General features: G+C 62.2%; 25 protein-coding genes. 17 read left to right on the plus strand and 8 right to left on the minus strand.

The window, feature by feature from the left end; all coding sequences use genetic code 11:
- Positions 1 to 49 precede the first annotated feature (49 nt).
- Positions 50 to 1,315: a sensor histidine kinase gene (locus HMPREF2526_RS11105; protein WP_070547296.1), complete on the plus strand. Its 1,266-nt coding sequence runs from the start codon at positions 50 to 52 to the stop codon at positions 1,313 to 1,315.
- Positions 1,312 to 2,010: a response regulator transcription factor gene (locus HMPREF2526_RS11110; RefSeq protein WP_070547297.1), complete on the plus strand. Its 699-nt coding sequence runs from the start codon at positions 1,312 to 1,314 to the stop codon at positions 2,008 to 2,010. Before HMPREF2526_RS11105 ends, HMPREF2526_RS11110 begins: the two co-directional genes overlap by 4 nt.
- Here HMPREF2526_RS11110 and HMPREF2526_RS11115 read toward each other — a convergent pair.
- Complete coding sequence (locus tag HMPREF2526_RS11115) at positions 2,007 to 2,888, minus strand: DUF3109 family protein (protein WP_070547298.1); 882 nt, start codon at positions 2,886 to 2,888, stop codon at positions 2,007 to 2,009. The two genes, HMPREF2526_RS11110 and HMPREF2526_RS11115, sit on opposite strands and share 4 nt — an antisense overlap.
- Positions 2,889 to 2,921: 33 nt before the next feature.
- On the opposite strand from HMPREF2526_RS11115, the gene HMPREF2526_RS11120 reads away from it, so the two are divergent.
- From HMPREF2526_RS11120 to HMPREF2526_RS13070, 5 genes are all read left to right on the plus strand, one after another.
- Positions 2,922 to 3,851, plus strand: a complete 930-nt coding sequence (locus HMPREF2526_RS11120; RefSeq protein ID WP_083295563.1) for a Ppx/GppA family phosphatase — start codon at positions 2,922 to 2,924, stop codon at positions 3,849 to 3,851.
- A 9-nt stretch (positions 3,852 to 3,860) separates the two neighbouring features.
- Entirely contained in the window at positions 3,861 to 4,730 is an 870-nt protein-coding gene (locus HMPREF2526_RS11125) for a hypothetical protein (protein ID WP_070547300.1), read from the plus strand.
- A 162-nt stretch (positions 4,731 to 4,892) separates the two neighbouring features.
- Entirely contained in the window at positions 4,893 to 5,684 is a 792-nt protein-coding gene (gene proC / locus HMPREF2526_RS11130) for a pyrroline-5-carboxylate reductase (protein WP_049154646.1), read from the plus strand.
- A gap of 200 nt (positions 5,685 to 5,884) precedes the next feature.
- Positions 5,885 to 6,073, plus strand: coding sequence for a helix-turn-helix domain-containing protein (locus HMPREF2526_RS11135; RefSeq protein ID WP_010189818.1), 189 nt, complete (start codon positions 5,885 to 5,887; stop codon positions 6,071 to 6,073).
- Between the two features lie 243 nt (positions 6,074 to 6,316).
- Positions 6,317 to 6,418, plus strand: coding sequence for a 30S ribosomal protein bS22 (locus tag HMPREF2526_RS13070; protein ID WP_003855542.1), 102 nt, complete (start codon positions 6,317 to 6,319; stop codon positions 6,416 to 6,418).
- Between the two features lie 118 nt (positions 6,419 to 6,536).
- Here the strand turns inward: HMPREF2526_RS13070 and HMPREF2526_RS11140 are convergent, their stop codons facing one another.
- Positions 6,537 to 7,766 carry an HNH endonuclease signature motif containing protein gene (locus HMPREF2526_RS11140; protein WP_070547301.1) on the minus strand — a complete coding sequence of 410 codons (1,230 nt, stop codon included), beginning with the start codon at positions 7,764 to 7,766 and terminating at the stop codon, positions 6,537 to 6,539.
- 197 nt (positions 7,767 to 7,963) lie between these two features.
- Between HMPREF2526_RS11140 and HMPREF2526_RS11145 the strand changes: the two genes are divergently transcribed.
- Positions 7,964 to 8,542 carry an LURP-one-related/scramblase family protein gene (locus HMPREF2526_RS11145; protein WP_049154870.1) on the plus strand — a complete coding sequence of 193 codons (579 nt, stop codon included), beginning with the start codon at positions 7,964 to 7,966 and terminating at the stop codon, positions 8,540 to 8,542.
- Here the strand turns inward: HMPREF2526_RS11145 and HMPREF2526_RS11150 are convergent.
- Positions 8,539 to 9,555 (minus strand): HAD-IB family hydrolase, encoded by a 1,017-nt coding sequence (locus HMPREF2526_RS11150; RefSeq protein ID WP_046647811.1) that lies wholly within the window; start codon positions 9,553 to 9,555, stop codon positions 8,539 to 8,541. The two genes, HMPREF2526_RS11145 and HMPREF2526_RS11150, sit on opposite strands and share 4 nt — an antisense overlap.
- 106 nt (positions 9,556 to 9,661) lie before the next feature.
- Between HMPREF2526_RS11150 and HMPREF2526_RS11155 the strand changes: the two genes are divergently transcribed.
- The 9 genes from HMPREF2526_RS11155 (at position 9,662) to HMPREF2526_RS11195 (ending at position 18,878) form a co-directional block, all read left to right on the plus strand.
- A complete protein-coding gene (locus tag HMPREF2526_RS11155) occupies positions 9,662 to 9,901 on the plus strand; it encodes a glutaredoxin family protein (protein WP_070547302.1) in 240 nt (79 codons plus the stop codon).
- Positions 9,902 to 10,006: 105 nt separating this feature from the next.
- On the plus strand, positions 10,007 to 11,383 hold the full coding sequence (locus HMPREF2526_RS11160) for a glutamyl-tRNA reductase (protein WP_070547303.1): 1,377 nt from the start codon (positions 10,007 to 10,009) through the stop codon (positions 11,381 to 11,383).
- A complete protein-coding gene (hemC, locus tag HMPREF2526_RS11165) occupies positions 11,384 to 12,274 on the plus strand; it encodes a hydroxymethylbilane synthase (protein ID WP_070547304.1) in 891 nt (296 codons plus the stop codon).
- Between the two features lie 178 nt (positions 12,275 to 12,452).
- On the plus strand, positions 12,453 to 14,135 hold the full coding sequence (locus tag HMPREF2526_RS11170; RefSeq protein WP_049154863.1) for a bifunctional uroporphyrinogen-III C-methyltransferase/uroporphyrinogen-III synthase: 1,683 nt from the start codon (positions 12,453 to 12,455) through the stop codon (positions 14,133 to 14,135).
- Positions 14,136 to 14,220: 85 nt separating this feature from the next.
- Positions 14,221 to 15,198 carry a porphobilinogen synthase gene (gene hemB, locus HMPREF2526_RS11175; RefSeq protein ID WP_049154862.1) on the plus strand — a complete coding sequence of 326 codons (978 nt, stop codon included), beginning with the start codon at positions 14,221 to 14,223 and terminating at the stop codon, positions 15,196 to 15,198.
- Positions 15,199 to 15,208: 10 nt separating this feature from the next.
- Positions 15,209 to 15,922, plus strand: coding sequence for a hypothetical protein (locus HMPREF2526_RS11180; RefSeq protein WP_046647805.1), 714 nt, complete (start codon positions 15,209 to 15,211; stop codon positions 15,920 to 15,922).
- Positions 15,919 to 16,416, plus strand: coding sequence for a tellurium resistance protein TerC (locus HMPREF2526_RS11185; protein WP_070547305.1), 498 nt, complete (start codon positions 15,919 to 15,921; stop codon positions 16,414 to 16,416). Before HMPREF2526_RS11180 ends, HMPREF2526_RS11185 begins: the two co-directional genes overlap by 4 nt.
- A 38-nt stretch (positions 16,417 to 16,454) precedes the next feature.
- Entirely contained in the window at positions 16,455 to 17,495 is a 1,041-nt protein-coding gene (hemE, locus tag HMPREF2526_RS11190) for a uroporphyrinogen decarboxylase (protein ID WP_049154861.1), read from the plus strand.
- Positions 17,496 to 18,878 carry a protoporphyrinogen oxidase gene (locus HMPREF2526_RS11195; protein ID WP_070547306.1) on the plus strand — a complete coding sequence of 461 codons (1,383 nt, stop codon included), beginning with the start codon at positions 17,496 to 17,498 and terminating at the stop codon, positions 18,876 to 18,878. It abuts the gene before it with no gap.
- Here the strand turns inward: HMPREF2526_RS11195 and HMPREF2526_RS11200 are convergent, their stop codons facing one another.
- From HMPREF2526_RS11200 to HMPREF2526_RS11220, 5 genes are all read right to left on the minus strand, one after another.
- A complete protein-coding gene (locus HMPREF2526_RS11200) occupies positions 18,879 to 19,133 on the minus strand; it encodes a Txe/YoeB family addiction module toxin (RefSeq protein WP_046647801.1) in 255 nt (84 codons plus the stop codon).
- A 5-nt stretch (positions 19,134 to 19,138) separates the two neighbouring features.
- Positions 19,139 to 19,396 carry a type II toxin-antitoxin system Phd/YefM family antitoxin gene (locus HMPREF2526_RS11205; protein ID WP_046647800.1) on the minus strand — a complete coding sequence of 86 codons (258 nt, stop codon included), beginning with the start codon at positions 19,394 to 19,396 and terminating at the stop codon, positions 19,139 to 19,141.
- Between the two features lie 68 nt (positions 19,397 to 19,464).
- On the minus strand, positions 19,465 to 20,976 hold the full coding sequence (locus tag HMPREF2526_RS11210) for an ABC-F family ATP-binding cassette domain-containing protein (protein ID WP_070547307.1): 1,512 nt from the start codon (positions 20,974 to 20,976) through the stop codon (positions 19,465 to 19,467).
- Between the two features lie 84 nt (positions 20,977 to 21,060).
- Positions 21,061 to 22,077, minus strand: a complete 1,017-nt coding sequence (locus HMPREF2526_RS11215) for an ABC transporter permease (protein ID WP_070547308.1) — start codon at positions 22,075 to 22,077, stop codon at positions 21,061 to 21,063.
- Positions 22,077 to 22,655 carry an ABC transporter ATP-binding protein gene (locus HMPREF2526_RS11220; RefSeq protein WP_070516500.1) on the minus strand — a complete coding sequence of 193 codons (579 nt, stop codon included), beginning with the start codon at positions 22,653 to 22,655 and terminating at the stop codon, positions 22,077 to 22,079. The genes HMPREF2526_RS11215 and HMPREF2526_RS11220 overlap by 1 nt, the downstream gene beginning before the upstream one ends.
- Between the last annotated feature and the right edge of the window lie 164 nt (positions 22,656 to 22,819).

Genomic DNA, 22,819 nt, shown 5'->3' on the forward strand with positions numbered 1-22,819 from the left:
CGATCCCCAGGGAGCTTATACTCCTTGGGGATTCTTTGTAGGGGTGTGAATGATTGTGGAACTGGTACTCGCTTTCCTCGCCGGTGTGGTGGCCTGCGGCCTGGCCATACCGGTGATCACCCGGATCCGTGAACGGATGGAGCGCCGCCGCGTCCGCGATGCAGACGCTAACCAGGTCACCAGTGTTAGCCAGGTTCTGCATCTCGCCGTGGGTGGTTCCCCATCTGGAATGACTGTGCTTTCGCGCACGAAAGAGGTCATCTTCTCTAACCCCGCTTCCCATGAAATGTCGATGGTGCACGACCGCGCGGTAAACCCCGACATTTGGAAGGTCGCGGAAGAGGTTTTTGAAGACAAAGAGACCCGCACGCTGGACCTCGCCATCCCCAAACGGCGCACCGGCAACCGCGTGATTCAGGTGCGCGCAGTGGTCCAGCCGCTGACGCTCAACGATGATCGCTTCGTCATCGTCTACGGCACCGACGAATCCGAATCGGTGCGCATGGAATCCGCTCGCCGTGACTTTGTGGCCAACGTGTCGCACGAGCTGAAGACCCCGGTGGGCGGCATCGCCTTGCTGGCCGAGGCACTCCTCCAGGACACCGGGGACCCCGAGCACGTCGAGTACTTCGGTAGCAAGGTGCAGAAGGAAGCGGCGCGCATGGCGGACATGGTCAGCGAGCTCATCTCCCTGTCCAAGCTGCAGGGTGCGGAGGCCCTCCCGGAGATGGAGCCGCTCGACCTCGATGAGGTCATTGATGAGGCCATCACCCGCAATCAACTCGCTGCCGATTCCCACCACAACCAGCTCACCCGCGGCGATTCCGCAGGCGTCAAGGTAATGGGAGATAAATCCCTCTTGGTCACGGCGATTTCCAACCTGATCTCGAACGCCATCCACTATTCGCCGGATGATCTACCGGTGTCGGTAACGCAAAAGGTGGTCGGCGAGAAGGTCGTTCACATTCGCGTCACGGATCGCGGCATTGGCATCGCCCCAGAGGATCAAAAGCGCGTGTTTGAACGCTTCTTCCGCGTGGACAAGGCGCGCTCCCGGCAGACCGGCGGAACGGGTCTGGGCCTGGCCATTGTGAAGCACGTCGTGGCTAATCACGGCGGCAATATCAAGCTGTGGTCGCGCCCCGGAACTGGCTCGACCTTCACTATTGAGCTCCCTATATATGCGGATGAAAAGCCAGCAGATAATCTTATTCATCGGGATAATATAGAAGACGGAGCCGTCAGTTCCGCCGCCCCTGGTTTGCAGCGCGCCGTGGCGCGTGTAGCAGCTCGTCGAAAGGATAAAGCGCAATGACCACCATCCTCATCGTTGAAGATGAAGAGTCGCTGGCCGATCCCCTCGCCTTCCTCCTCCGAAAGGAGGGATTCGACGTTCTCCTCGCCCCGGACGGGCCCAGCGCCCTCGAACAGTTCGCGGCAAACCACGTGGACATCGTCCTGCTGGACCTCATGCTGCCGGGAATGTCCGGAACGGACGTGTGCAAGCAGCTGCGTACGACGTCCTCCGTGCCGGTGATCATGGTGACCGCGCGTGATTCCGAAATCGACAAGGTCGTGGGCCTGGAGCTGGGCGCGGATGATTATGTGACCAAGCCTTATTCCTCCCGTGAGCTCATCGCCCGCATCCGCGCGGTGCTGCGCCGTGGCCACGACGTTTCCTCAGACAACGCCGAGGAGGAGCCGGACGATCAGATTCTGGAAGGCGGCCGCGTGCGCATGGACGTCGAACGTCACACCGTGCTTGTCGCCGGCGAACCGGTCTCCATGCCGCTCAAGGAGTTTGACCTTCTCGAGTACTTGCTGCGTAACGCCGGGCGCGTGTTGACCCGTGGTCAGCTCATCGACCGCATCTGGGGCGCCGACTACGTGGGTGACACCAAGACTCTCGACGTCCATGTCAAGCGCCTGCGTTCCAAGATCGAAGCCGAGCCTTCCCGCCCGCAGCAGCTCGTGACGGTGCGCGGCCTCGGCTACAAGTTCGAGGCTTAAGCGCGAGGATCCGCCGGGTGCCGTGGGAAGTCGACCCCGGAGCGCGCCCGGGCCTCGCAGTGCTTGGCCAGAATCTCGTAGCTCTCCTCGCCAAGTAGCGCGATGAGCTCGGTTTTCTGTGACTTCCACAGCGGCTCATCCGCTATGTGGCAGGAGGGATCCGCCGAGCAATACCAATCGAAGTCCTCGCCGCCGTTGCCCCACCCGCGGCGATCGTATTCGCCGATAGTGGTCCGCAGGATTTCCTCCCCGTCGGGGCGCTCCTCATAGTCTTCGTGTCGGCGAATGGGCAGCTGCCAGCACACCTCGGGCTTGACCACGGTAAGCTCCTCGCCCGCCTCGAGCGCCCACTGGTGGATAGCGCAGCCCGCGCCTGTGGGCCAGCCGGCGCGGTTGGCGAAGATGCAGGCGCCGTCGACAAGCGGCGTCTTGAGCGCCGGTTCCGGCTCGCCATCGTCGCCGTCGAGTTCATCCCACTCCAGCCAGGGTTCCAGCTCCTCAGGTTCTCCGTGTTGGAGGAACTCATCTACCCCCTCTGGGCGGTGCTGCCAGAAGCGGGCGGGCATGCGGGAGACGGCGTCGTGAAGCTGCTCCCGATCCGTCTCATCAGCCATGTAGGCGCCGTGCACGCAACAGCCGACGTCGGGCTGTTGCTTATCGATGCCGTGGCACCTCTCCGTTCCAAACTGGCAGGCATAGTGCGATTCGAGCCAGGTCAGGTCGATAGAGAAGACATGGAGTGGATCGTTCGGATCCGTAAATTCAAACCACTCTCTGGGGAAGTTGGGGGCCTTTTCGCGGCCGGCCAAGATGGATGCTGCCGCGGGGGAGGAGGCAGGAAAACCCAGGTAAACTTCATTCGATTTCGGGCGATTCACACCTACCCACGGTAGACCTACTACTCTGGAGGCGTGCGATTAGGTGTATTAGACGTCGGAAGTAATACCGTCCATCTTGTTGCGGTCGACGCCGCAACCGGTGGGCGGCCTTCGCCGATGAGCGATTGGAAGACCCCGCTGCGTCTGGTGGAACAGCTAGACAAGGACGGCAACATCCACGAGAAGGGCATGAAGAAGCTCATTTCCGCCGTGGGTGAGGCCGCTGAGCTGGGCCAGAAGCTGGGCTGTGATGAGTTCATCGCCTTTGCTACCTCCGCCGTGCGCTCAGCCACGAACTCGGCTGAGGTCCTTGACGAAGTGGAAAAGCAAACCGGCGTGCGCCTAGAGATCTTGTCGGGCGAGGAGGAAGCGCGCTTGACCTTCCTGGCAGCGCGTCGCTGGTACGGCTGGTCCGCTGGCCGCATTACCAACCTCGATATTGGTGGTGGCTCGCTGGAGCTATCCACGGGTACCGACGAGCATCCGGAGATGGCCTTCTCCCTCGACCTGGGAGCTGGCCGCCTGACCCACAACTGGTTTGATACTGACCCGCCGGAGAAATCCAAGGTGAACTTGCTGCGGGATTACATTGACGCGGAACTGGTCGGCGTGGCCGATAAAATGCGCGCGCTGGGCCCCGCTGGTTTGGCCGTGGGAACCTCGAAAACCTTCCGCACGCTGGCTCGTTTGACCGGTGCCGCACCGTCATCGGCGGGTCCCTACGTCAAGCGCACCCTCACTGCACCGGGTCTGCGCCAGCTGATTTCCTTCATCTCTCGTATGACTGCAGCTGACAGGGCAGACCTTGAGGGTGTAAGTTCTACCCGATCGCATCAGATCGTCGCCGGCGCGCTTGTTGCCGAGGCGAGCATGCGTGCCCTGGGAATCGAAAAGTTGGAGATCTGCCCCTGGGCTCTCCGAGAAGGTGTCATTTTGCGCCGTACCGATAAGGGACTGGAATAGGAAAGAAACGTGGCTGACAAGAAACAGTTGACAGTTGCGGAGCTGCTGGCCCGTAACGCGAAGAACCGACCCGGCGAGGAGAAGACCCCGCGCCGCCGTCGTCGCAGCCTTGATGAAGGCGGCATCTCGGTTGCGGAGCTGACCGGCAATCTTGAGAAAGTCAAGGCAACTCCGGCCGAGGCAAAACACTCCAGCGTCTCCATCGATGAAACGGCCCCGGTCATTCCCGCGCCGAAAAAGGAGCAGAAGGAACAGCCTAAGCAGGAGACTCCTCAGCAGGAGGAATCCAAGAAGAAGGTTGACAAGCCTCAGGCCGCCGCTGTCCCCGTAGAGAAGCCAGCTGAGTCGGAGACCAAGCGCTCCCAGCCCTCTGACGAGGACACGCGCGTTATCCAAAAGGTCAAGGACGAGCCTAAGAAGAAGGCTGAGGCAAAGAAGACTGAGGCTAAGGCCGAGCCGAAGGTCGAAGAAAAGACCGACGATAAGGCCGAAACAAAGGTCGCAGACAAGCCCGCACCACAGGCTCTGGTAGCAACCGAGGATGACACCGTCACCACCGGTGAGCTCGAGGCAGTGGATCAGGACCTTGAAGAATACGACGAGGACTACCACGACGAAGAGGAGGGCAAGCTCAACCCCTTTGCCGTCGTCCTGCTCGCCCTCGTGGGTATCGTGCTCGGTGCCATCGTGTTCAAGGGCTTTGAAATTCTCTGGGACCGCTTCGACCGCCTCGTCGTCGTTGTGCTCGGCGTCGTTGTCACCGGCGTCATCGTCGGAATCGTCCACGCACTGCGCACCAGCCGCGATGGTTTGTCGATGTTCCTCGCAGCCGTCGCTGGCCTCGTGCTTACCTTCGGCCCGCTGCTCGTTGTGATGTAAGCACCTGTTCCACAAGACACTTTCTATAAGGCATCTGTCAGAAGGCATCTGTACCCCTGGAAAACGCCTTCTGACAGATGCCTTTTGTATGCGCGGGGTCAACCTGCGGGCAAAGCCTTGACCTGGTGGCCGCGTTCCAGCCTTTCTGGCACCCTGGGAAGCATGACAAAAATTGCAGTACTTGGTGGAGGACAAATCGGCGAGGCCCTAGTTTCCGGGCTCGTGAATGCAGGCTACGAGGCCGCAGACATTGTGGTGACCAACCGCCGCTCCGAGCGCGGTGAGGAGCTGAAGAACACTTACGGTGTGAGTGTTACCAGCGATAACGCCGCGGCGATCGACGGCGCCGACTACATCTTTGCGTGTGTGAAGCCCTATGCCATCGTCGAGCTTCTCGAGGGCCTCGACATCCCCAAGACAGCTGTGGTCGCCTCCATGGCGGCTGGTCTGACCCTCGACACCCTGGAGAAGGCCTCCGGCGAGGGCGTTCCCGTCGTCCGCGTCATGCCGAACACCCCCATGCTGGTGGGCAAGGGCATGTGCACCTGCGCGGGTGGTTCCCACGTCACGAAGGAGCAGCTCGACGGCGTGGTCAAACTGCTGGAGGCCGTCGGTGAGGTCGCCGTCATCGAAGAAAAACACATCGATGCCGCTACCGCCCTGGCCGGCTCTGCACCTGCCTACTACTTCCTAGTCACCGAAGCGCTCATTGATGCCGGCGTACAACTCGGCCTCACCCGCGACGTTGCCGAGAAGCTGGCCACCCGCACTGCACAGGGCGCGGGTGAAATGTTGGCTGAATCCGGTAAGGATCCGGTCGCTTTGCGCGCAGGGGTAACCTCCCCGGGGGGAACCACTGCCGCTGCCCTTCGCGAGCTCGAGGAGTCCGGACTTCGAGGCGCCTTTTTCCGCGCCGCTGAGGCATGTTCCCAGCGTGCGCAGGAACTTGCCTAGAGTTCTCCACCGCCCTGGGAGCGATGTGACACCTGTTGTCATTCGGGCTTGATGGGGAACAACGGTGTGAAAGAGGAAAGAATTAGCACTTGGGTCGCATTAGTCACAGGTTTCACGCTAAGCTGGCAGGAGCGCGTGCGTGATAGTCCTGTGGGAGGGGAAGCCTACAGCGCGTCACGTGCTGAAGGGTTAAATAAACTATGACGAATGAAGATAAGGGAACTTTCCTGACCATCGCCGAAGTTGCGGAGATCATGCGTGTCTCCAAGATGACGGTGTACAGGTTGGTTCATGCAGGTGACATGCCGGCAGTGCGCGTGGGACGCTCGTTCCGCGTTCACGAATCCGCCGTCAAGGAATACCTTGAGGCTTCCGTGTACGGAGCCTAGCGCACACCTCTCTCTGACAGCGCCCACCACTGCGGACCCTCGCGGTCCGCGGCGGTGGGCGCTGCCCTTAGTTTTGGTGCTGGGCAGGCCGCTAGGTAAGATAGTGAGCATTCGTTTCGGCACTGGTATGCCTGTGTCTCCCTGTTTCGCAGGGGCCGCCACGAGTGCACCGTGTGTGGTTTCATTCCAGGCGTTGCCGGCCGGTTTACGTACGTACTGATACCGAAAGTGAGGAAACCTACTATGGGTTCTGTCATCAAGAAGCGCCGCAAGCGCATGTCCAAGAAGAAGCACCGCAAGATGCTGCGTCGCACCCGCGTTCAGCGTCGCAAGCTGGGCAAGTAAAGCTTCGCCTGCAACTCCCCGCATGGTCCTTTCAGGATCGTGGCGGGGAGTTTCTGGTATCTTTTCTCCTTCCCGTCATTTCAGATGACCGCGCCGTCGTTTCAAACGACGACACCGCTTAGAACGGAATATCTTCCTGCGGGGTGCTGGGGGTGCGGGGTTCCTCGGCAGCGTCGTGCGCGTTGTGAGCCTCTTGTGCTTCCTCGTAGGCGCGCTCGCGGGTGGCCGTGATCTTTTGGGCTACCGTCTGGGCCCAACGCTTCGTCTTCTTTGCCAGCGGGCCAGTCGGCTCCGTCATGGCCCACGTTCCGTCCTCGTAGAGCCACACGATGTCCCCAGTATGCGGATCCATGATGTAGTGCGCGCGCCCATCAGTCTTCATGTTGTGGTGGTGCTGGCACAGGCTGGCCAAGTTGCGCGGGTGCGTGGCGCCACCATCGGCGTAGTTAATGCGGTGGTCCATTTGGCACAGGTAGGCCGGCCGGTTGCATCCCGGAGCGCGGCAGGTGCCGTCCCGGCCCTCCACGTATTTGCGGATGAGCTCTGAACAAACGTAGCTGGCTGACTCCGGCGGCTGCGAGGAAAGGTCGCGCGTGCGTGTTGCGGGAATGTCCTGTGACGTCCAACCATGCCCTTGGACGAAGGTGGGAGCGTTGTCGATATCGCTGGCTTGATAGGTGTGCAGAATGACGGTCGCGGGCGGAGAGATACTGCCGGCGATGAGCTTCTTCAGGGCATCGGCCTGTGAAAGGCCGTTTTCCTTTGCTGCCTGCTTGATGTAGCCATCCAAAATCATGCCCGTGGCGCTATCGGTATTGAGCTCGAGGATGCCGCGCTCGCCAGTATCGGTAAAAGTATATGAGTCCTTCTTCGGGGAATCGCGGAAGGAAAAAGACTTGTTGATGCTCTTGCAGATATCGCGCACCTTTCGCCCAATCTGCGCTGGGGTGGGAAAGACCTGGTTCGGGGAGGTAGGGGTGAAGAAGGTGACAAGGGCGTCGTCGATAAGCGCGAGTGTTTCCGCAGGCAGCGCGCCCAGCTTGGTCAAGGTGCGGTCGATGGTGATGAGCGCTTTCATATCGAGCAAGAACTGGCTGTCTTGTAGGGCCTTGACCTGCGGTAGCTCCGTGAGGCGGTGCACGGCTAGACAGCATTCACTAACGGTGTAGTCCCCGACGCCAAGCTTGGTGACGAACCTCTGGCACGCGACACCGAAATCCTCATCGAGGTCTGGCATGGCAGCTACCCACGAGCGGTAGTCTGCACGGCGAGCGGCGCTGCGCTCCACGGCGAGGGCGCAGTCAGGGTTCATATGGGAAAAGTAGGCGGTTTGGGTGGCGGTATTCACGGTATCCCCCGGGTTTGAAGTGTCGATGATATGTTCTAAACGAACTATAAAACATGTCCCGGACATCTATCTCTACCAGGCATTATTGGGATATCTGGGTGAGAGTTATGGATCGTGTATTTGTCACTATAAACCGAGTGGGGAGTGTCATCCTTCTCACCCCACAGGAGCTCATCGCGTACGTAAAATGGCGAACTATGTTGCCTCGACTCCTCACTCTTGACAGCCTGGTTATTTCGCAGACCAAGTCCTTCATGCAGGATGAATTCCTGATCGCCGATGACGAGGGCGTGCCCGTCGGGACGATTCTGCAGTCGACGAGCCTGAAGGACATGTTCTTCAACGCCTCCCGCAGCCTTCAAGTTGCCTTCACGGATGAGCAGGGAAACCCGCAACAGCCGCTCATGGTGATCAAGGATCCGCCCAACTTCGTGCAGGATACCTATGAGGTGTATCTGCCGGGCGTCGAGAAGCCCATGGCGATCGTGACCAAGCGGTTTGCCATGTTCAAGACGCGCCTGAGCCTAGAAATGGAGGGCTTCCCGGAGATCGAGATTGAAGGCGATGTCTGGGATTGGAATATCACGATTACCAGCCAGGGGCAGCCGCTGGCAGAGGTGCGCAACGAGTGGGGAGGCGTGGGCAGGTTCCTAGCCGGTAAGAATACCTACCGCCTCAGCATCGCGCCGGGGCTGGACCCGCAGCAGCATGCAGGGTTGATTGGTGCGGTCATGTGCATGGACATGCTGCGCACTAAGGCTCAAAACAGCAGTTAGCGGCGCACGAAGCGCCAGCTGCCATAGGAGAAGAGCGCGGTGGCGAGTGCCGGGAGGCCGTAGGTGCGCACGGCCTTGCGTACCGAGCGGTAGTCGCGGATGAGCCAACCTTTTTCCTCGGCGATATCGCGCAACTTGGAGTCGGGATTAATGGCCACGGGGGTCCCCACCATGGAGAGCATCGGGACATCGTTGGCGCTGTCGGAGTAGGCAGTGCAACGCTCAAGGTCGAGGTTCTCCAAGGTGGCCAGCGCCGCCACGGCGTGCTTTTTACCTGGGCCGTGGAGGATATCGCCGACGAGGCGGCCGGTGAAGCGACCATCTTTAACCTCCGCCACGGTGCCGAGCGCGCCCGTGAAACCGAAGCGCTGCGCCAGAATCTGCGCCAGCTGCACGGGGGTGGCGGTGACCAGCCACACCTGCTGGCCGGCGTCGAGGTGCATCTGCGCCAGCTGCTTCGTGCCCGGGTAGGCCTTCCGGGCCATCGATTGGTCCACGATGCTCTCGCACAAGGCCACCATCTCATCTACCGAGCGACCCTTGACGAACTCGAGCGCCTGCACGCGCCCAGCGGCCACGTCGGCGGCATTCTCCGATCCGGAAATGCGGAACTTGAGCTGCTTCCAGGCAATGGGAAGGATCTCTGAGAGCTTGAAGTAGCGACGCCGCGCGAGGCCCAAGGCAAAGGACACGAGCGAGGACCCTTGGACCAAGGTGTTATCCACGTCGAAGAAGGCAGCAGCGCCGGCGTCTTGGGGGATGTCTGGGTCGGGCTCGGTTATGGAGCGCGACCCCGCCGATTCGAAGGAACCCTGGACGGAATCGATGCCGGAGGAGAAGGCGTCCAGGTCGATACCGAAGAGGTGCTCCACGGCGGCGGCTGCCGACGCCTCACCGGCTGCGCGCTGGTGCTCTTCGCCGAGCGGGGCGAAAGCCTGTTGCTCCAGGAAATTGCGCAAGTTTCCCCTGCTTGCGGTCCAATTGGCAAGGAACTCGCGGGGAGAATCGGGCATACCAGGAGGGAGCGGGAGGGGCACGCGTTCAGCTTTCATAGGGTGGGCGGACTAACGTGTCCATAGTAAACCGCGAAACGTTCTACGTCCTACCGAGGAGAGCTTTATGTCCCACGTCGTCGAACTGATGGTGCGTACCACGTGCGGCTCCTGCGCGCGCGTGCTGGAGCAGATTACCCCGGTGGTCCGTCACGCTGGGGCAGAGCTTAAGGTGCGCAACGTCGATGAGGATGCAGAGCTGGCCATGGAATACGGCGATCGCGTTCCTGTTGTGGTTATTGATGGAGAGGAATTCTCCTGCTGGGAAGTGGACAATGAGGAGTTAGCTCAGGCGCTGGCGGACTAGCTTTCTGTGGGCACTTCCGTGAGTTTCGGAAACGAGATGACAACTAGTAGTCTTTTGGATGATCTATGTCATCCAAAGGGATGATGCAAAACTGGAGGGTTGTGCATGAGTGTGCTCGTCGTGGGCATGTCGCATCAGTCGGCGCCGGTGGCGCTGCTGGAAAAGCTGAGCATGGACGAGACCGTGCAGAATGACACTTGCCGGGCCATGGTGTCGGCAGGCTCGTTGAGCGAGGCGATGATTATCTCCACCTGCAACCGCCTCGAGGTCTACACCGTCACCAACTCTTTCCACACCGGGGTCCAGGATGTCGTGCGCAACCTCGCTGAAGTTTCCGGGGTGGAGGAGGAGAAGCTGCGCTCCTATCTCTATGTGCGCTATGCCGACGCCGCCGCTGAGCACCTCATGATGGTGGCCTCAGGCTTGGACTCGATGGTGGTAGGTGAGCAGCAGATCATCGGTCAGGTGCGAGCCGCCTACCAGTTTGCTTCGGAGCAAGGAACCGTCGGCCCGTGCATCCATGCGCTGGCGCAGTCCGCTCTGCGTACCGGCAAGCGGGTGCATTCGGAAACCGAGATCGATGAGGCGGGCTCCTCCATGGTCTCCTTTGCTTTTGATCAGGCGCTGAGCCGCATGGGCAGGGAAGATCTCGCGGGCAAGCGCGTGCTCATCTTGGGCGCAGGCGCGATGGCCTCGCTCGCGGCAACGCACGCGGGGCGCCTGGGTGCGCAGCTAATTATCGCGAACCGCACCATTGCCCGTGCGGAGCGCGTGGCACAGCATGCCCATGAGGCGGGCGTGTACGCGGACGTTATCGACTTCTCGGAGCGCGCCCAGGCCTTGCGGGATGTGGATGTGGCAATTTCCGCCACGGGAGCCCAGGGTTTCACTATTACGGCGGCCGACGTCGAGCGCTATCACGTAGCCGACCGCGAGCTGATGCTCGTGGATCTCTCTCTGCCGCGCGATATTGATGACGCTGTGGCAGAGGTCGAGGGAGTCGATTTGGTCAACATCGAGAGGCTCAGCAACTCCCTGCAGGCAGCCGACACCGACCTGGCAGCCGGCACCAGCCCGCACACGCAGGCGCGGCGCATCGTTAGCGAAGAGCTGGAAGCCTATGCCTCCGAGCAGCGCGTCCGCGACGTCGTCCCGGCGGTATCAGCACTACGCAAGCGGGCGGCAAACCTGGTCCAGTGCGAGGTGGCGCGAATGGAGCAGAAGCACCCGGAGCTGGACGAGCGCCAGATGGGAGATATCAATCGCGCGCTCAAGCGTGTTGCGGATAAGCTGCTGCACGAGCCCACGGTTCGCGCGAAGCAGCTCGCGGCTAACTCTGGAACCGTGAGTCATGAGACCGCGCTGCAGGAACTCTTTGGACTCCAGCTGGAGGGCAGCGGCGTCGCCGTGGACGTGGCGGAGCTGCCGGACGCCGCGCAGATGGAAGCCGCGGAAAGCACTAAGGAAGAAAAGGACGCATAGATGTTGAAGATCGGTACCCGAGGATCCCTCCTGGCCACGACTCAGTCTGGCCACGTGCAAGAGTGGCTGCAGCAGGAAGGCTATGAAGCCGAGTTGCACATCGTCACCACGCAGGGGGATGTCAACATGGCTCCCGTGGAGCGCATCGGCGTGGGCGTGTTTACCCAGGCCCTGCGTGAGGCCGTCGACCGCGGCGAGTGCGAGATCGCAGTGCACTCTTTTAAGGACCTGCCCACGGCTGCCGACGAGCGCTTCGACCTCGTGGTTCCGCAGCGCCAGGACGTGCGCGAAGCACTTATTGCCCGCGATGGCCTGACCCTCAAGGAGCTGCCGGAGGGTGCGCGCGTGGGCACGTCTGCGCCGCGCCGCATCAGCCAGCTGCGCGCGATGCGCCCGGATCTAGACATCCGTCCGCTGCGTGGCAATATCGATACCCGCATGGGCAAGGTCACCAGCGGAGAGCTCGACGCTGTCCTCCTGGCCTACGCCGGCCTCGTGCGCGCGGGTTACGCGGATCGCGCCACCGAGGTCTTCGATCCGGAGTTCTTCATGCCCGCGCCCGCGCAGGGCGCGCTGGCCATCGAGGCAGTGAAGGGAACCGAGGCGGCGAAGGCCATCGCCCTGCTTGCCGACGCCCCCGCTACCGCCGCCACCCGCGCCGAGCGCACCGTGCTCTCCCAACTGGAGGCTGGGTGCACCGCGCCGGTGGCCGCTACCTCCCACTGGGAGGGCGATCAGCTTGTCGTGCGCGGTGGGGTCTTCGCTCTCGACGGCTCCCGCCAGCTGATCGCTCAGGCTCAGGGAACAGCGGACGAGGCTGAAGAATTGGGGCGCGCGGTCTCCAAGGAGCTCTTCGCGCAGGGAGCTGCAGACCTACTGGCAGCGGAGTAATCGCACGTAGATTTTTGGTTTCGGGCCTTTTCCTTTAGTGTGTATCTAGCACACGATCATTGAGAGCAATGATTAAGGGCCCCTTAACTCGCGAGTGAGGGGCTTTCTTATCTCCATCCCGCGCCTGCCACGCTTCGGCGCTGGGGCACTCGGAACCCACAAACTAGAAAAGAACCTTATGAGCAATGCCGTGCCGGATACCCAGCCTGAGCTGGGTAAGTCTGATCTGGGCAAAGTCGTCTTCGTCGGTGCCGGCCCAGGTAATCCTGATCTGCTGACCGTCCGCGCCCGCGAGGTTCTGGAGACCACCGCTAACGTTGTCACCGACGCGGGGGTTTCGCAGGGCGTGCGCGACATGGTGGCGCAGCAGGTGCCGGTTCCGCAGGAGCTTCTCGACGCCGCCGAGGAAGAGTACGAGCGCATCTGCGCCGCGGCCAAGGAAGCGGGCGCGCGCCGCAAGCCGCCGCGCCCAGCACCGCCGACGGCGGCGGTCTTTGAGGAGGTCGAGGGGGACGTCGTCAAGCAACTGCGTAACGCGCTCGAGCGCGCCGAGGGCCACGACGTGATCCGCCTGGTTACCGGTAACCCGCTCAACCGCGAATCCATCAAGGCGGAGATTACCGCCGTGGCCAACGCAGGCATGGAATTCCAGGTGGTTCCGGGCATGTCTCTGCCTTCGACGGTTCCCTCCTTTGCGGGCATTGCTCTCGGTGCCACGTACACCGAGGCTGATATCACGCAAGGGGCGGACTGGGACGCGCTGGCCACCGCGACGCAGCCGCTGGTTTTGCAGGCCACGGCGGATGACCTGCCGGTCATTTCCGCCGAGTTGGTGGAGCGCGGAATGCCCGCGGAGACGGAAGCATATGTCACCGTTCACGGCACCACGCGCCTGCAGCGCACCCACGAGACCACGCTGGGCACGCTGGGCAAACTTGATGCTGAGCTGCCGGGCGAGCTCGTGGTCACGCTGGGTCGCAGCTTTGATGATCGCTCGAAGTACTCCTGGTGGGAGAACCGTTCGCTCTATGGCTGGCGCGTGCTGGTGCCGCGCACGAAGGAGCAGGCCGCGGCGATGAGCGCCCGTCTGGCTGGTCACGGCGCTATCCCGCAGTCGGTGCCCACCATCTCCGTGGAACCGCCACGCAATCCGGCGCAGATGGATCGCGCCATCAAGGGTATCGTCGAAGGCCGCTACAAGTGGGTCGTGTTCACCTCCGTCAATGCGGTGAGCGCGGTGTGGAAGAAGATTGCGGAACTCGGCCTCGATGCCCGCGATTTCGCCGGCGTGCACCTCGCCGCGGTGGGGCAGAAGACCGCCGATGCGATTCGCTCTAAGGGCATGGTCCCGGAGCTGCTGCCGCCGGCAACGAAGCAGAACGCCGAGGGTCTCGTCGAGGTTTTCCCAAACTATGTTGAAGACATCGACGCTGTGGGGCGTGTGCTGCTGCCGCGCGCCGATATTGCAGGCGAGGCGCTGGTGACTGGCCTGCTGGACTTGGGCTGGGAAGTCGATGATGTCGTGGCCTACCGTACCGTTCGTGCGGCCCCGCCGGCCGCGGAGATCCGCGACATGATCAAGACTGGCGGTTTCGACGCCGTGGCCTTTACCTCGCCGTCGACGGTACGCAACCTCGTCGGCATTGCCGGCAAGCCGCATGCCCGCACCATCATCGCCTGCATCGGCCCCTCCACCAAGGCGGCGGCCGAGGAAGTGGGCCTGCGCGTGGACGTGGTCCCGGAGGTCGCGGACGTGCCGATGCTTGTCGACGCCCTCGCTGACCACGTCGCGGCCCTGCGCGCTGCCGGCAACCTTCCTGCTCCGCGCAAGAAGCGCCGCTCGCGCAAGAAGACGGCGTAGACCGCTTCTGGGCGGGCAGGAGAGGGGCGACTAGAGTCGAGAAGGTAGTTCAATTTTCTCGTAGCTCAAAGGAGAGTTTTTACTCATGAGCATTGCTCGCCGCCCCCGCCGCCTACGTCAGAACCCGGCTTTTAGGGATTTGGTTGCGGAAACCTCGCTGCGCCCCTCCGACCTCATCCTCCCGATGTTCGTGGTCGACGGTCTGAACGAACCCCGTGATATCCCCTCCATGCCGGGCGTGCAGCAGCACAGCCTGGATTCCCTCAAGCGTGCCGCGCACGAGGCCCTCGATGCGGGCGTGACCTGCGTTGACCTCTTCGGCGTGCCGCGCGAAGAGGATAAGGACGCGACCGGCTCCGTGGCCTGGGACCCGCAGGGCATCCTCAACGTGGCGATTGCGGAGCTGCGTCAGGAATTCGGCGATGACCTCATCGTCATGGCGGATACCTGCCTCGACGAGTTCACCTCCCACGGCCACTGCGGCGTGGTCGATGACCAGGGCCGCGTGCTCAACGATGAAACCGTGGAGCTCTACCAGGATATGGCCCGCTCCCAGGCCCGTGCTGGCGCGCACATGGTCAGCCCTTCCGGCATGATGGATGGTCAGATTGCCGCGATCCGCGAGGCCCTCGATGAGGCCGGCCACGAGGATGTTGCCATCATGGCCTACTCGGCCAAGTACGCTTCGGCCTTCTTCGGCCCCTTCCGCGATGCCGTGGGCTCCTCCCTGGAGGGCGACCGCCGCACCTACCAGCAGGACCCGCGTAATTTCCGCGAGTCCATGCTGGAAGTGGACCTGGACATCGAGGAAGGCGCGGACATCGTCATGGTTAAGCCTGGCCTGCCGTACCTCGATGTGCTGGCCGGTGCTGTCGAGCGCTCCTCCGTGCCGGTAGCTGTATACCAGGTCTCCGGCGAGTACGCGATGATTCAGGCCGCTTCCCAGAACGGGTGGATCGATGGCGAGGCCGTTATGCTGGAGTCCTTGACCGCGTTCAAGCGCGCGGGCGCGGATCAGATCCTGACCTACTTCGCCACGGACGCCGCCCGCTTGCTCAAGTAAAAGGAGAATCGTGACGTTCAGCCCGAACACTACGCCGTCGGCACACAAGCCGGCGAAGCAGGATACGGAGCCGGATAAGGAGCAGGCCAAGCGCACCGAAGCCGTCTCCCTCATGCTCAAGGTGTGGACCGTTGCCTTGGTGCTCGAGGTGGTGCACCTGGTCTTGAGCATCGTGCTGACCCTGCTGAATAGGGAGGAGCTCTTTGCCCAGGCCCGCACTACGGCGGAGTCCGCAGCGGAGAAGTCCGGGCAGGACGTCAGCGATGCCCTCGTACAGCTCGTGGGCTATGGCTCGGTGGCGTTTAGCTCGCTGATTTCACTCGCCATCGTGGTGCTGTTGGGCATCATGCTGGGCTTTATCCACAAGAACTCCAAGGCAGCCGGTACTGGCCGGCGCCTGTGGTTCGCCTTCTCCCTCTACTTTGGCCTCCGCGTGCTCATCGTCTTCATCAGCAGCCCCGCCGGGGCGAGCGCGCCGGATTGGCTCTTCTTACTCGATGGTGCCGTGCAGATCCTCGTCGGCGTGGCGGCCGTGATGGGCTTGATGTTCTCCACCAAGGAAGAGGTGCTCGAGTACACCGGCGAGATGGAGCAGCTGCGCCAGATGCGCAAGGAGATGGAGGAGCAGCGCCGCCAGGAAAACCTGGAGGAGCGCGAGAAGAAGAACAAGGACAATAAAGAAAAGGACAGGGAGAAAGAAGACAACAAGGACGGCAAGCGATGAGCGAGCGCCCCGGTCCCGCGGACTATAACCGCCGCCCACGCCGCCCTAAGAAGCAGGGTGAGCAAGACTTTTCCACCTGGCCTTCGCAGCTGCACATTGCCTACTGGGTCTGCGTGATTGCCGCAATTGTCATGCTCACCGCCGGAATGGTGGGGATCTTTGGTTCCTATACATCGGTGACGAACACCCAGCTCAGCCCGGAGCAGGTGGACTATATCCGCTTCAACACGCGTTTTGCGGCCATCTCCAACGTGGTGGGTGCCGTCATCATCGCGGCCTGCTCCGCGCAGCTGGCAAGCGGCTCAGTATGGGCGCGCCGCATCATCACCGCGGTGTCTGCCTACACCATGTTCGTCAGCATTGCGGCGCTGATCGCGGGCGTGGGCGGGCTGCTCTTGCTGCTTATCCCGATGGCGCTCATGGTGGCCATCTACTTCCTCTTTCACCCGGATTCAACGGCTTTCATCAAGGCCCGTCGCGCCCAAAACTCCTGATTGGCGCCTACTCCAACTTTTGATTCATAATGGACGGTATGTCTCGACTGTCTGATGCGCCGCTAATTGCTGCCGCTACTGGCCACACGCCCTCCCGCCCGCCCGTCTGGTTCATGCGCCAGGCGGGGCGCTCTTTGCCGGAGTACCGCAAGGTGCGCGAGGGAATCAGCATGCTGGATTCCTGTTTCATGCCGGAGCTCCTCGCGGAGATCACCCTGCAGCCGGTGCGCCGCCACGATGTCGACGGCGCCATCTTGTTCAGCGATATCGTCGTCCCGCTCAAAGCCGCGGGCGTTGGCGTGGAGATCGTCCCCGGCCGCGGCCCCGTCATGGATGCACCCGTGCGCACCACGGAGGACGTGGACAACCTGCCTATCCTCGACGTGGATGTGCCCGAGGTCCGCCAAGGCATTGAGATCATTCTGAGCGAGCTCACCGACAAGCAGGCCCTCATCGGCTTCGTCGGCGCACCCTTCACCTTGGCCAGCTACCTCATTGAGGGCGGCCCCTCGAAGAACCACGAGCGTACCAAGGCGCTCATGCATTCCGATCCGGAGACCTGGCACCAGCTCATGGAGCGCCTGACCCCGACGATCATTTCTTTCTTGGAGCTCCAGCTGGATGCCGGCATCGACGCCATGCAGCTCTTCGATTCCTGGGCGGGTTACCTCAATGAGCGCGATTACCGCGAGTTCGTGCTGCCTTATTCGGAGCAGATCCTTAAGGTCGCAGAAGGCCGCGTGCCGCGCATTCACTTCGGCGTGGGGACTGGCGAGCTGCTCGGCGCGATGTCGGAGGCCGGTTCTGAGGTCATGGGCGTGGACTACCGCGTGAGCATGGATGCCGCCGCGGCCCGCGTCAACGCGGACATTCTCCAGGGCAACCTCGACCCAGCCCTGCTGTTCGCCGGCGAGGATGCGGTGCGCAAGGAAGTACGCGCCATCAAGGCAGAAATAGATGCCGCCCGCGCGGCAGGCAACCTGCGTGGACACATCTGGAACCTTGGCCACGGCGTGCTGCCGACCACGGAGGCGGAGGCCATTACCCGTGCCGTCGCCATCATCCACGAGGAGGGCTAAATGAAGATCGCGATCATCGGTGCGGGCCTCGCGGGCCTCACCGCGGCATGGGAAATCAAGCAGAACACTGAGGGCTCCCACGACATCTTCGTCTTTGAAGCAGCGGATCGCATCGGCGGCAAGCTGCACACCGTGGCCTTCAACGGCGGTCCGACGGACATGGGCGCGGAGGCCTTCATCCGCCGCCGCCAGGACGCCGTGGACTTCTTCACGGAGCTCGGCCTGCAGGATTCCTTTGTGGAGCCCAATCCGGAGTTGCGCCCGCGCGTGTACACCGGCGGCGAGCTGCACTTCCTGCCGCAGGGCGGGGTCATGGGTATTCCTTCCGAGCCGCAGGACTTCTTCTCCGAGGCGACCAACGAGCGCATCACCAACGAGCAGCCCTTCGAGTGGGAGATCGGCGGGGATGTCTCTGTGGGTCAGCTCGTTCGCCAGCAGTACGGCGATGACGTGGTGGACCACGTGGTCTCCGCGCTGCTCGGCGGTGTGTACTCCTGTACGGCCGACGACCTAGGCCTGCGCGCCACGGTTCCGCACCTGGCGGCCACGCTGGACACACTGGCGAAGGACGGCCCCGTCACGCTGTCGGCCGCAATCAAGCAGATCGAGTCCGGCCGCAGCCCGGCCGAAGGCTCCGTCTTTGGAACCTTCAAGGGCGGCTACGCCGAGCTTTACGAGGCCCTGGCTGACAAGTCCGGTGCGCAGATCCACCTGGACACCTTCGTCTCCGGCGTGACGCGCAAGGGCGATGCCTTCGAGGTCAAGGGCGCGCCGGGGGCTATCGGCCCCTTCGACCGCGTGCTCTTTGCCACCCCGGCACCGACCACCGCGCGCCTGCTCAAGGCCGTAGCCCCCGAGGCCGCCCAGGAGCTGTCCACCGTCCAGCTGGCTTCCTCTGTGGTTGTCGGCTTCAATTTCGCCTCCGCCACGGATCCGGAGGGCAACTCCCTTCCGGAGGCCACCGGCATCCTCGTCGCCTCCGATGAGCCTGACCTGCGCGCCAAGGCCTTCACTCTCTCCTCTAATAAGTGGCCGCACCTGAACGAGCGCGAGGGCTTCCTCGTGCGCGCCTCCTTCGGCCGCTTCGGCGATGACGCCCTCGTGCGCGCGGAGGAGGATGACCTGGTGGACTACGCCCTCGATGACCTGCAGAAGATCACAGGCTTCGACGGCCGCGCCGCCGGCGTGGAGGAGATCTACACGCAGCGCTGGTTCGGCGGCATCCCCCGCTATGACGAAAAGCATCTGGCCACCGTTGCCGCGGTCCGCGCCAAGCTTGCCGACGTCCCCGGTATCGCCACCGCCGGCGCCTGGGCTGATGGAGTCGGCGTGCCCGCCGTTATTGCCGGCGCCCGCGCTGCCGCGCAGGCGCTCGTCAACTAGCTAGTAGTGGTATCTGCACCCAGCAATCTCGATGGTCGCGCCCTTAATGCGATAGATCAGTCGGTGCTCTTCGGTAATTCGCCGAGACCAGAACCCGGCCAACTCGAACTTGAGTGGTTCGGGCTTTCCTATCCCTTCATTGCCGTTTCGTGCAATGTCTTTAATGAGGCTATTGATTCTCTTGAGGATCTTCTTGTTGTGAGCTTGCCACCAGAGGTAGTCCTCCCATGCTTCCTCTGTCCACGAAAGAATCATGAAGCTTAATCTTCCTCAACGAGCTCGTGCTCCGTTGCTTCCCCGGCGTTGAGACTCTCGATGGAGTCAAGCAGGCGCTGGGCATTGCGAGGGGAACGCAGAAGGTATGCGGTTTCGCGAAGAGAGTTGTAGTCATCTAAGGAAACGATGACTGCAGACTCATGACCATTGCGAGTGATGATGACTTCCTCACGGTCATCAACGACCGACTGTAGGACCTCGGCGTATCTTGCTCGCGATTCCGAGTAAGACATGGTTTTCATAAGCTATCTCCCTTCTTGTACAAGAAACTGTACAACGAAAAGGGGATGAGCGCTAGAGAGGTTTCAGTTTATGAGGCCACGTGAACAGTGCGCGTTAGGTTTAGCCGCTCGCATACGTGCTCGTCGTGGCTGACCAGGATGAATGCCCCGCGGTAGCTCGTGAGCACCTCAATCAGCCAGTCGGTGGTGGGGATATCGAGGTTGTTTGTCGGTTCGTCGAGAAGCAGGAAGCGCGGTGCCGGATCGCTGAGCAAGACGCGAGCGATTTCGACGCGGAAGCGCTCGCCACCAGAAAGCTGGCCCACGGGCTGGTGGATCTTGTCGTTGATAAAGAGCATCTGGGCCAGCTGGTCGCGCAGGAACTGCGGGTCCGCGCCGGGGTTGGCCTCCCGCACGATGTCGAACACCGATTTCTCCGCGGGCAAGACGATGCGTTGGCGGATGTACCCGCAGGGCAGCGCGTACTCGACGTCTCCGCGGGCGATGCGGTTGAGGAAGGTGGTCTTGCCGCTGCCGTTTGGCCCGGCGAGGCGAACACGCTCGGGGCCAGTAATACTCAGCAGATCGCTGACCAGCACGCGGGTGCCCGCGGGCAGCTCAGTGCCGGGGAGATCGATGTGGACCTGGGTGTCGTCGCGAAGCGCGCGCTGCGCCTTGTCGTGCGCCGACTGGGCGGCAGCCACTGCATCGTTGGCCTGTTGGGAGCGCCCAGCGGCCGAGCGCTCGGAACGGTTCTTGTCTAAGCCCATGGCCATGCCGGGTTTGCGCTTCGAGGCGGCGAAGTTCTTGCCGCGGCGGGCATCGCGGGCGATGCGGGTCTGCATAGCGGCGCGCTCGCGGATTTGTTTGCGGTGTTCGGCCTTAGTTTCCCGGACCTTGGCCTGCGCGGAATCCTGCTCGGCATCAATCGTTGCGCGGTAGGAGGAGTAGTTTCCCTCGAACTCGCGGAGTGTGCCGTGGTAGAGCTCCGCGATGCAATCCGCGCGCTCGAGGAGTTCGCGGTCGTGTGAGACGACGAGAACCGGCATCGCCGCGGTGCGAATGAGCTCGAGTAAGCGTTGGCGCGATGCAGAATCTAGGTTGTTGGTGGGCTCGTCGAGGAACAGGAAATCCGGCTTGCGAAAGAAAGCAGCTGTCAGTGCTACGGTCACGGCTTCACCACCCGACAATGTGCCGATAGTGCGATCCAGCGGGAAGGGGATACCCGCAGCGTCGAGAGCCGCCTCGATGCGTTCTGCTAGATCCCACTGCTCACCAACAGCGGCAGCGAGCTCTTCCGAGTATTCGCCAGCCTCAATGCGGGCAATGGCACTGAGGATCTCTGTTGCGCCAAAGACTTCGGCGATGGTGTCAGACGTATGGAGACCTAAATCCTGGTCGACATAGAGGACTGAGCCCGCGGATACCGTTCCCGAAGTCGGGGCAATGAGACCAGCAAGTACCTTGGCTAGCGTTGATTTTCCGGAACCATTCGCCCCAACTAAGCCCGTGAAGTGGGAGGAAAACGTGCCGCTGAGGTCCGTGAAACAAGGGGTGCCGTCGGGCCAGGTGACGGTGAGATGAGAAAAAGAAATAGGCATGAAGAAATCCACCTTCGAGTAAGTCGCGTAAAAGTGTGACGTCGAATTAGGAAAAAATCTTCATGCCCGAAAGACTAGCCCCGACTAATACCCCAGCGCAAGGGCCGCCACGCCAAGGCCGAGGGCGCCGCGGGTGATGTAGTGCAGCACCTCGGGGGAGAAGGAAACACCGAAGCCGCCGCTATCCAGCATGGACATGCTGTCTACCTGTGCCGGGCGGGAACGCTTAAACGACGCCCAGCTAAGACCGGCGATGATGAGCACCACTGCGATGGCGGAGAGCTTCCACACCAAGAGGAGGACACCGGCACCAAGAAGCGCCGTGCCCACAGAAGCGATAAGGGGAAGGCCCCAGTCGGGCCATGCATCGTCGCTGACGCGGCCGAAGGAGGCGGCGCGCCCAACCGCCGCGCCGACGATGCTCCACGCGGACATGAATCCAACGATAGCCAGCGCCCCGAGCTGTGGGGCGAACCCCAACGTCAAGCCGAGGGCCGCGAGCGCACCGACGCCGATGTACCATCGTCGTCCCAGACGACGGAAGAAGAGGCCCGTCAACGTGGAGGGCGCATGGGCGCGACGAGGAATCCACGCGGACTGGCTCGCAATGGCATCAGAGGTGACCTCCGAATCAAGCAGGCCAAGGCCAGATCCACCGACCAGGCGCGTGCGCCCAGCGCTGAGAAGCGAAGCCAGCGTGAACGAGCGCCACCCCACGACGAAACGCAGGGCTGGCACCACAAGCGCGAACCACGGGGATAGCCCGGTGGACACGCAGATGCCGAACCCCAACACCCCGAAGCCGACCAGCTGCGCCCACGTGATCCAGTCTGTACCCCGGAGCCTGCCGCGCGGGCGATCGACGTAGACCCAACGCTCCCGCGATAATGCGCGCAGGGGATAGAGAACCTCGGTGAGCACCATGAGCGCGAGCAGTCCCACGACGGCGGCAATCGGGGCGACGCTAGTTAGCGCGATGCGGGCCGGGATGATAGGCAGGACTGCGCCGACTTCTTGCCAGACTGTATAACCGAAGCCGAAGACGATGCCGGCGAGGATGAGGTACCAAATGCCATCACCTAGCCGCGATAGCACGCGCATCACAGCTGCACCACCTCGTCGCAGGCCTGGGTGATGGTGTCGGAATGCGAGGCCACGACGATGCAGCGATTCTCCTCGTCGGCTAGGTAGCGCAATTCGCTTGCGAGGAACTCGGTCCAGGTGGCGTCGAGGTGGCGCTCGGGCTCGTCGATAAGCAAAGCACGCGCCGGCTGGTACAGCTGGGCAGCCAGAAACACGCGCTGGCGCTGGCCCGAGGACAGGCGCGAGGCAGGGTGTGGAAGGAGAGGCTCAAGCGCCCAGAGCTCGCAGAGCTTGGCGACGTCCACCCCTGCCGCCTTTCCTATCAAGTCCAGGTGCTCGCCCACGGTGAGGTCGGGGAGAAAAACCGGCTCGGCTACCGTAATCACAGCACCCGGCTGCTCCTTCGTGCCGACGGGACGGCCGTCGCACTCCACTGAGCCTTCGAGAGGCGCAAGCTCACCGCCGAGCGTGGCAAGTAACGTGGATTTACCTGAACCGTTGGGCCCAGCGAGGCCATAGATGCGGCCTGGGGCGAAGTCCTTCTCAAGATGTCCAAGGGGCGTGGAATGCCCATAATCGGCGTCGATGGAAAGCATTGGTGGGCGGCGAACTCCTTGCATTGGGCGGCTGACAATAGTCAAAACTTATTGATGAAGTTTAGCAAAATGCACGCCCTGAACGTTGTTCTCGAGATGGGAAGCGCCCTTGGGATTGGTGTTGTGAGCTGCTAAAATGAGAGAAAATGTAGTTGAAAACTCGG

Source organism: Corynebacterium sp. HMSC070E08 (genome assembly GCF_001808895.1).
Taxonomy (GTDB): domain Bacteria; phylum Actinomycetota; class Actinomycetes; order Mycobacteriales; family Mycobacteriaceae; genus Corynebacterium; species Corynebacterium hiratae.

What these genes read in the sequence shown, in the direction of transcription:
- HMPREF2526_RS11105 (WP_070547296.1), top strand. Translation starts at nt 50, where the DNA reads ATGATTGTGGAACTGGTACTCGCTTTCCTCGCCGGTGTGGTGGCCTGC.
- HMPREF2526_RS11110 (WP_070547297.1), top strand. Translation starts at nt 1,312, where the DNA reads ATGACCACCATCCTCATCGTTGAAGATGAAGAGTCGCTGGCCGATCCC.
- proC (WP_049154646.1), top strand. Translation starts at nt 4,893, where the DNA reads ATGACAAAAATTGCAGTACTTGGTGGAGGACAAATCGGCGAGGCCCTA.
- HMPREF2526_RS11135 (WP_010189818.1), top strand. Translation starts at nt 5,885, where the DNA reads ATGACGAATGAAGATAAGGGAACTTTCCTGACCATCGCCGAAGTTGCG.
- HMPREF2526_RS13070 (WP_003855542.1), top strand. Translation starts at nt 6,317, where the DNA reads ATGGGTTCTGTCATCAAGAAGCGCCGCAAGCGCATGTCCAAGAAGAAG.
- HMPREF2526_RS11145 (WP_049154870.1), top strand. Translation starts at nt 7,964, where the DNA reads ATGTTGCCTCGACTCCTCACTCTTGACAGCCTGGTTATTTCGCAGACC.
- HMPREF2526_RS11150 (WP_046647811.1), bottom strand. Translation starts at nt 9,555, where the DNA reads ATGCCCGATTCTCCCCGCGAGTTCCTTGCCAATTGGACCGCAAGCAGG.
- HMPREF2526_RS11155 (WP_070547302.1), top strand. Translation starts at nt 9,662, where the DNA reads ATGTCCCACGTCGTCGAACTGATGGTGCGTACCACGTGCGGCTCCTGC.
- HMPREF2526_RS11160 (WP_070547303.1), top strand. Translation starts at nt 10,007, where the DNA reads ATGAGTGTGCTCGTCGTGGGCATGTCGCATCAGTCGGCGCCGGTGGCG.
- hemC (WP_070547304.1), top strand. Translation starts at nt 11,384, where the DNA reads ATGTTGAAGATCGGTACCCGAGGATCCCTCCTGGCCACGACTCAGTCT.
- HMPREF2526_RS11170 (WP_049154863.1), top strand. Translation starts at nt 12,453, where the DNA reads ATGAGCAATGCCGTGCCGGATACCCAGCCTGAGCTGGGTAAGTCTGAT.
- hemB (WP_049154862.1), top strand. Translation starts at nt 14,221, where the DNA reads ATGAGCATTGCTCGCCGCCCCCGCCGCCTACGTCAGAACCCGGCTTTT.
- HMPREF2526_RS11185 (WP_070547305.1), top strand. Translation starts at nt 15,919, where the DNA reads ATGAGCGAGCGCCCCGGTCCCGCGGACTATAACCGCCGCCCACGCCGC.
- hemE (WP_049154861.1), top strand. Translation starts at nt 16,455, where the DNA reads ATGTCTCGACTGTCTGATGCGCCGCTAATTGCTGCCGCTACTGGCCAC.
- HMPREF2526_RS11195 (WP_070547306.1), top strand. Translation starts at nt 17,496, where the DNA reads ATGAAGATCGCGATCATCGGTGCGGGCCTCGCGGGCCTCACCGCGGCA.
- HMPREF2526_RS11200 (WP_046647801.1), bottom strand. Translation starts at nt 19,133, where the DNA reads ATGATTCTTTCGTGGACAGAGGAAGCATGGGAGGACTACCTCTGGTGG.
- HMPREF2526_RS11205 (WP_046647800.1), bottom strand. Translation starts at nt 19,396, where the DNA reads ATGAAAACCATGTCTTACTCGGAATCGCGAGCAAGATACGCCGAGGTC.
- HMPREF2526_RS11210 (WP_070547307.1), bottom strand. Translation starts at nt 20,976, where the DNA reads ATGCCTATTTCTTTTTCTCATCTCACCGTCACCTGGCCCGACGGCACC.
- HMPREF2526_RS11215 (WP_070547308.1), bottom strand. Translation starts at nt 22,077, where the DNA reads ATGCGCGTGCTATCGCGGCTAGGTGATGGCATTTGGTACCTCATCCTC.
- HMPREF2526_RS11220 (WP_070516500.1), bottom strand. Translation starts at nt 22,655, where the DNA reads ATGCTTTCCATCGACGCCGATTATGGGCATTCCACGCCCCTTGGACAT.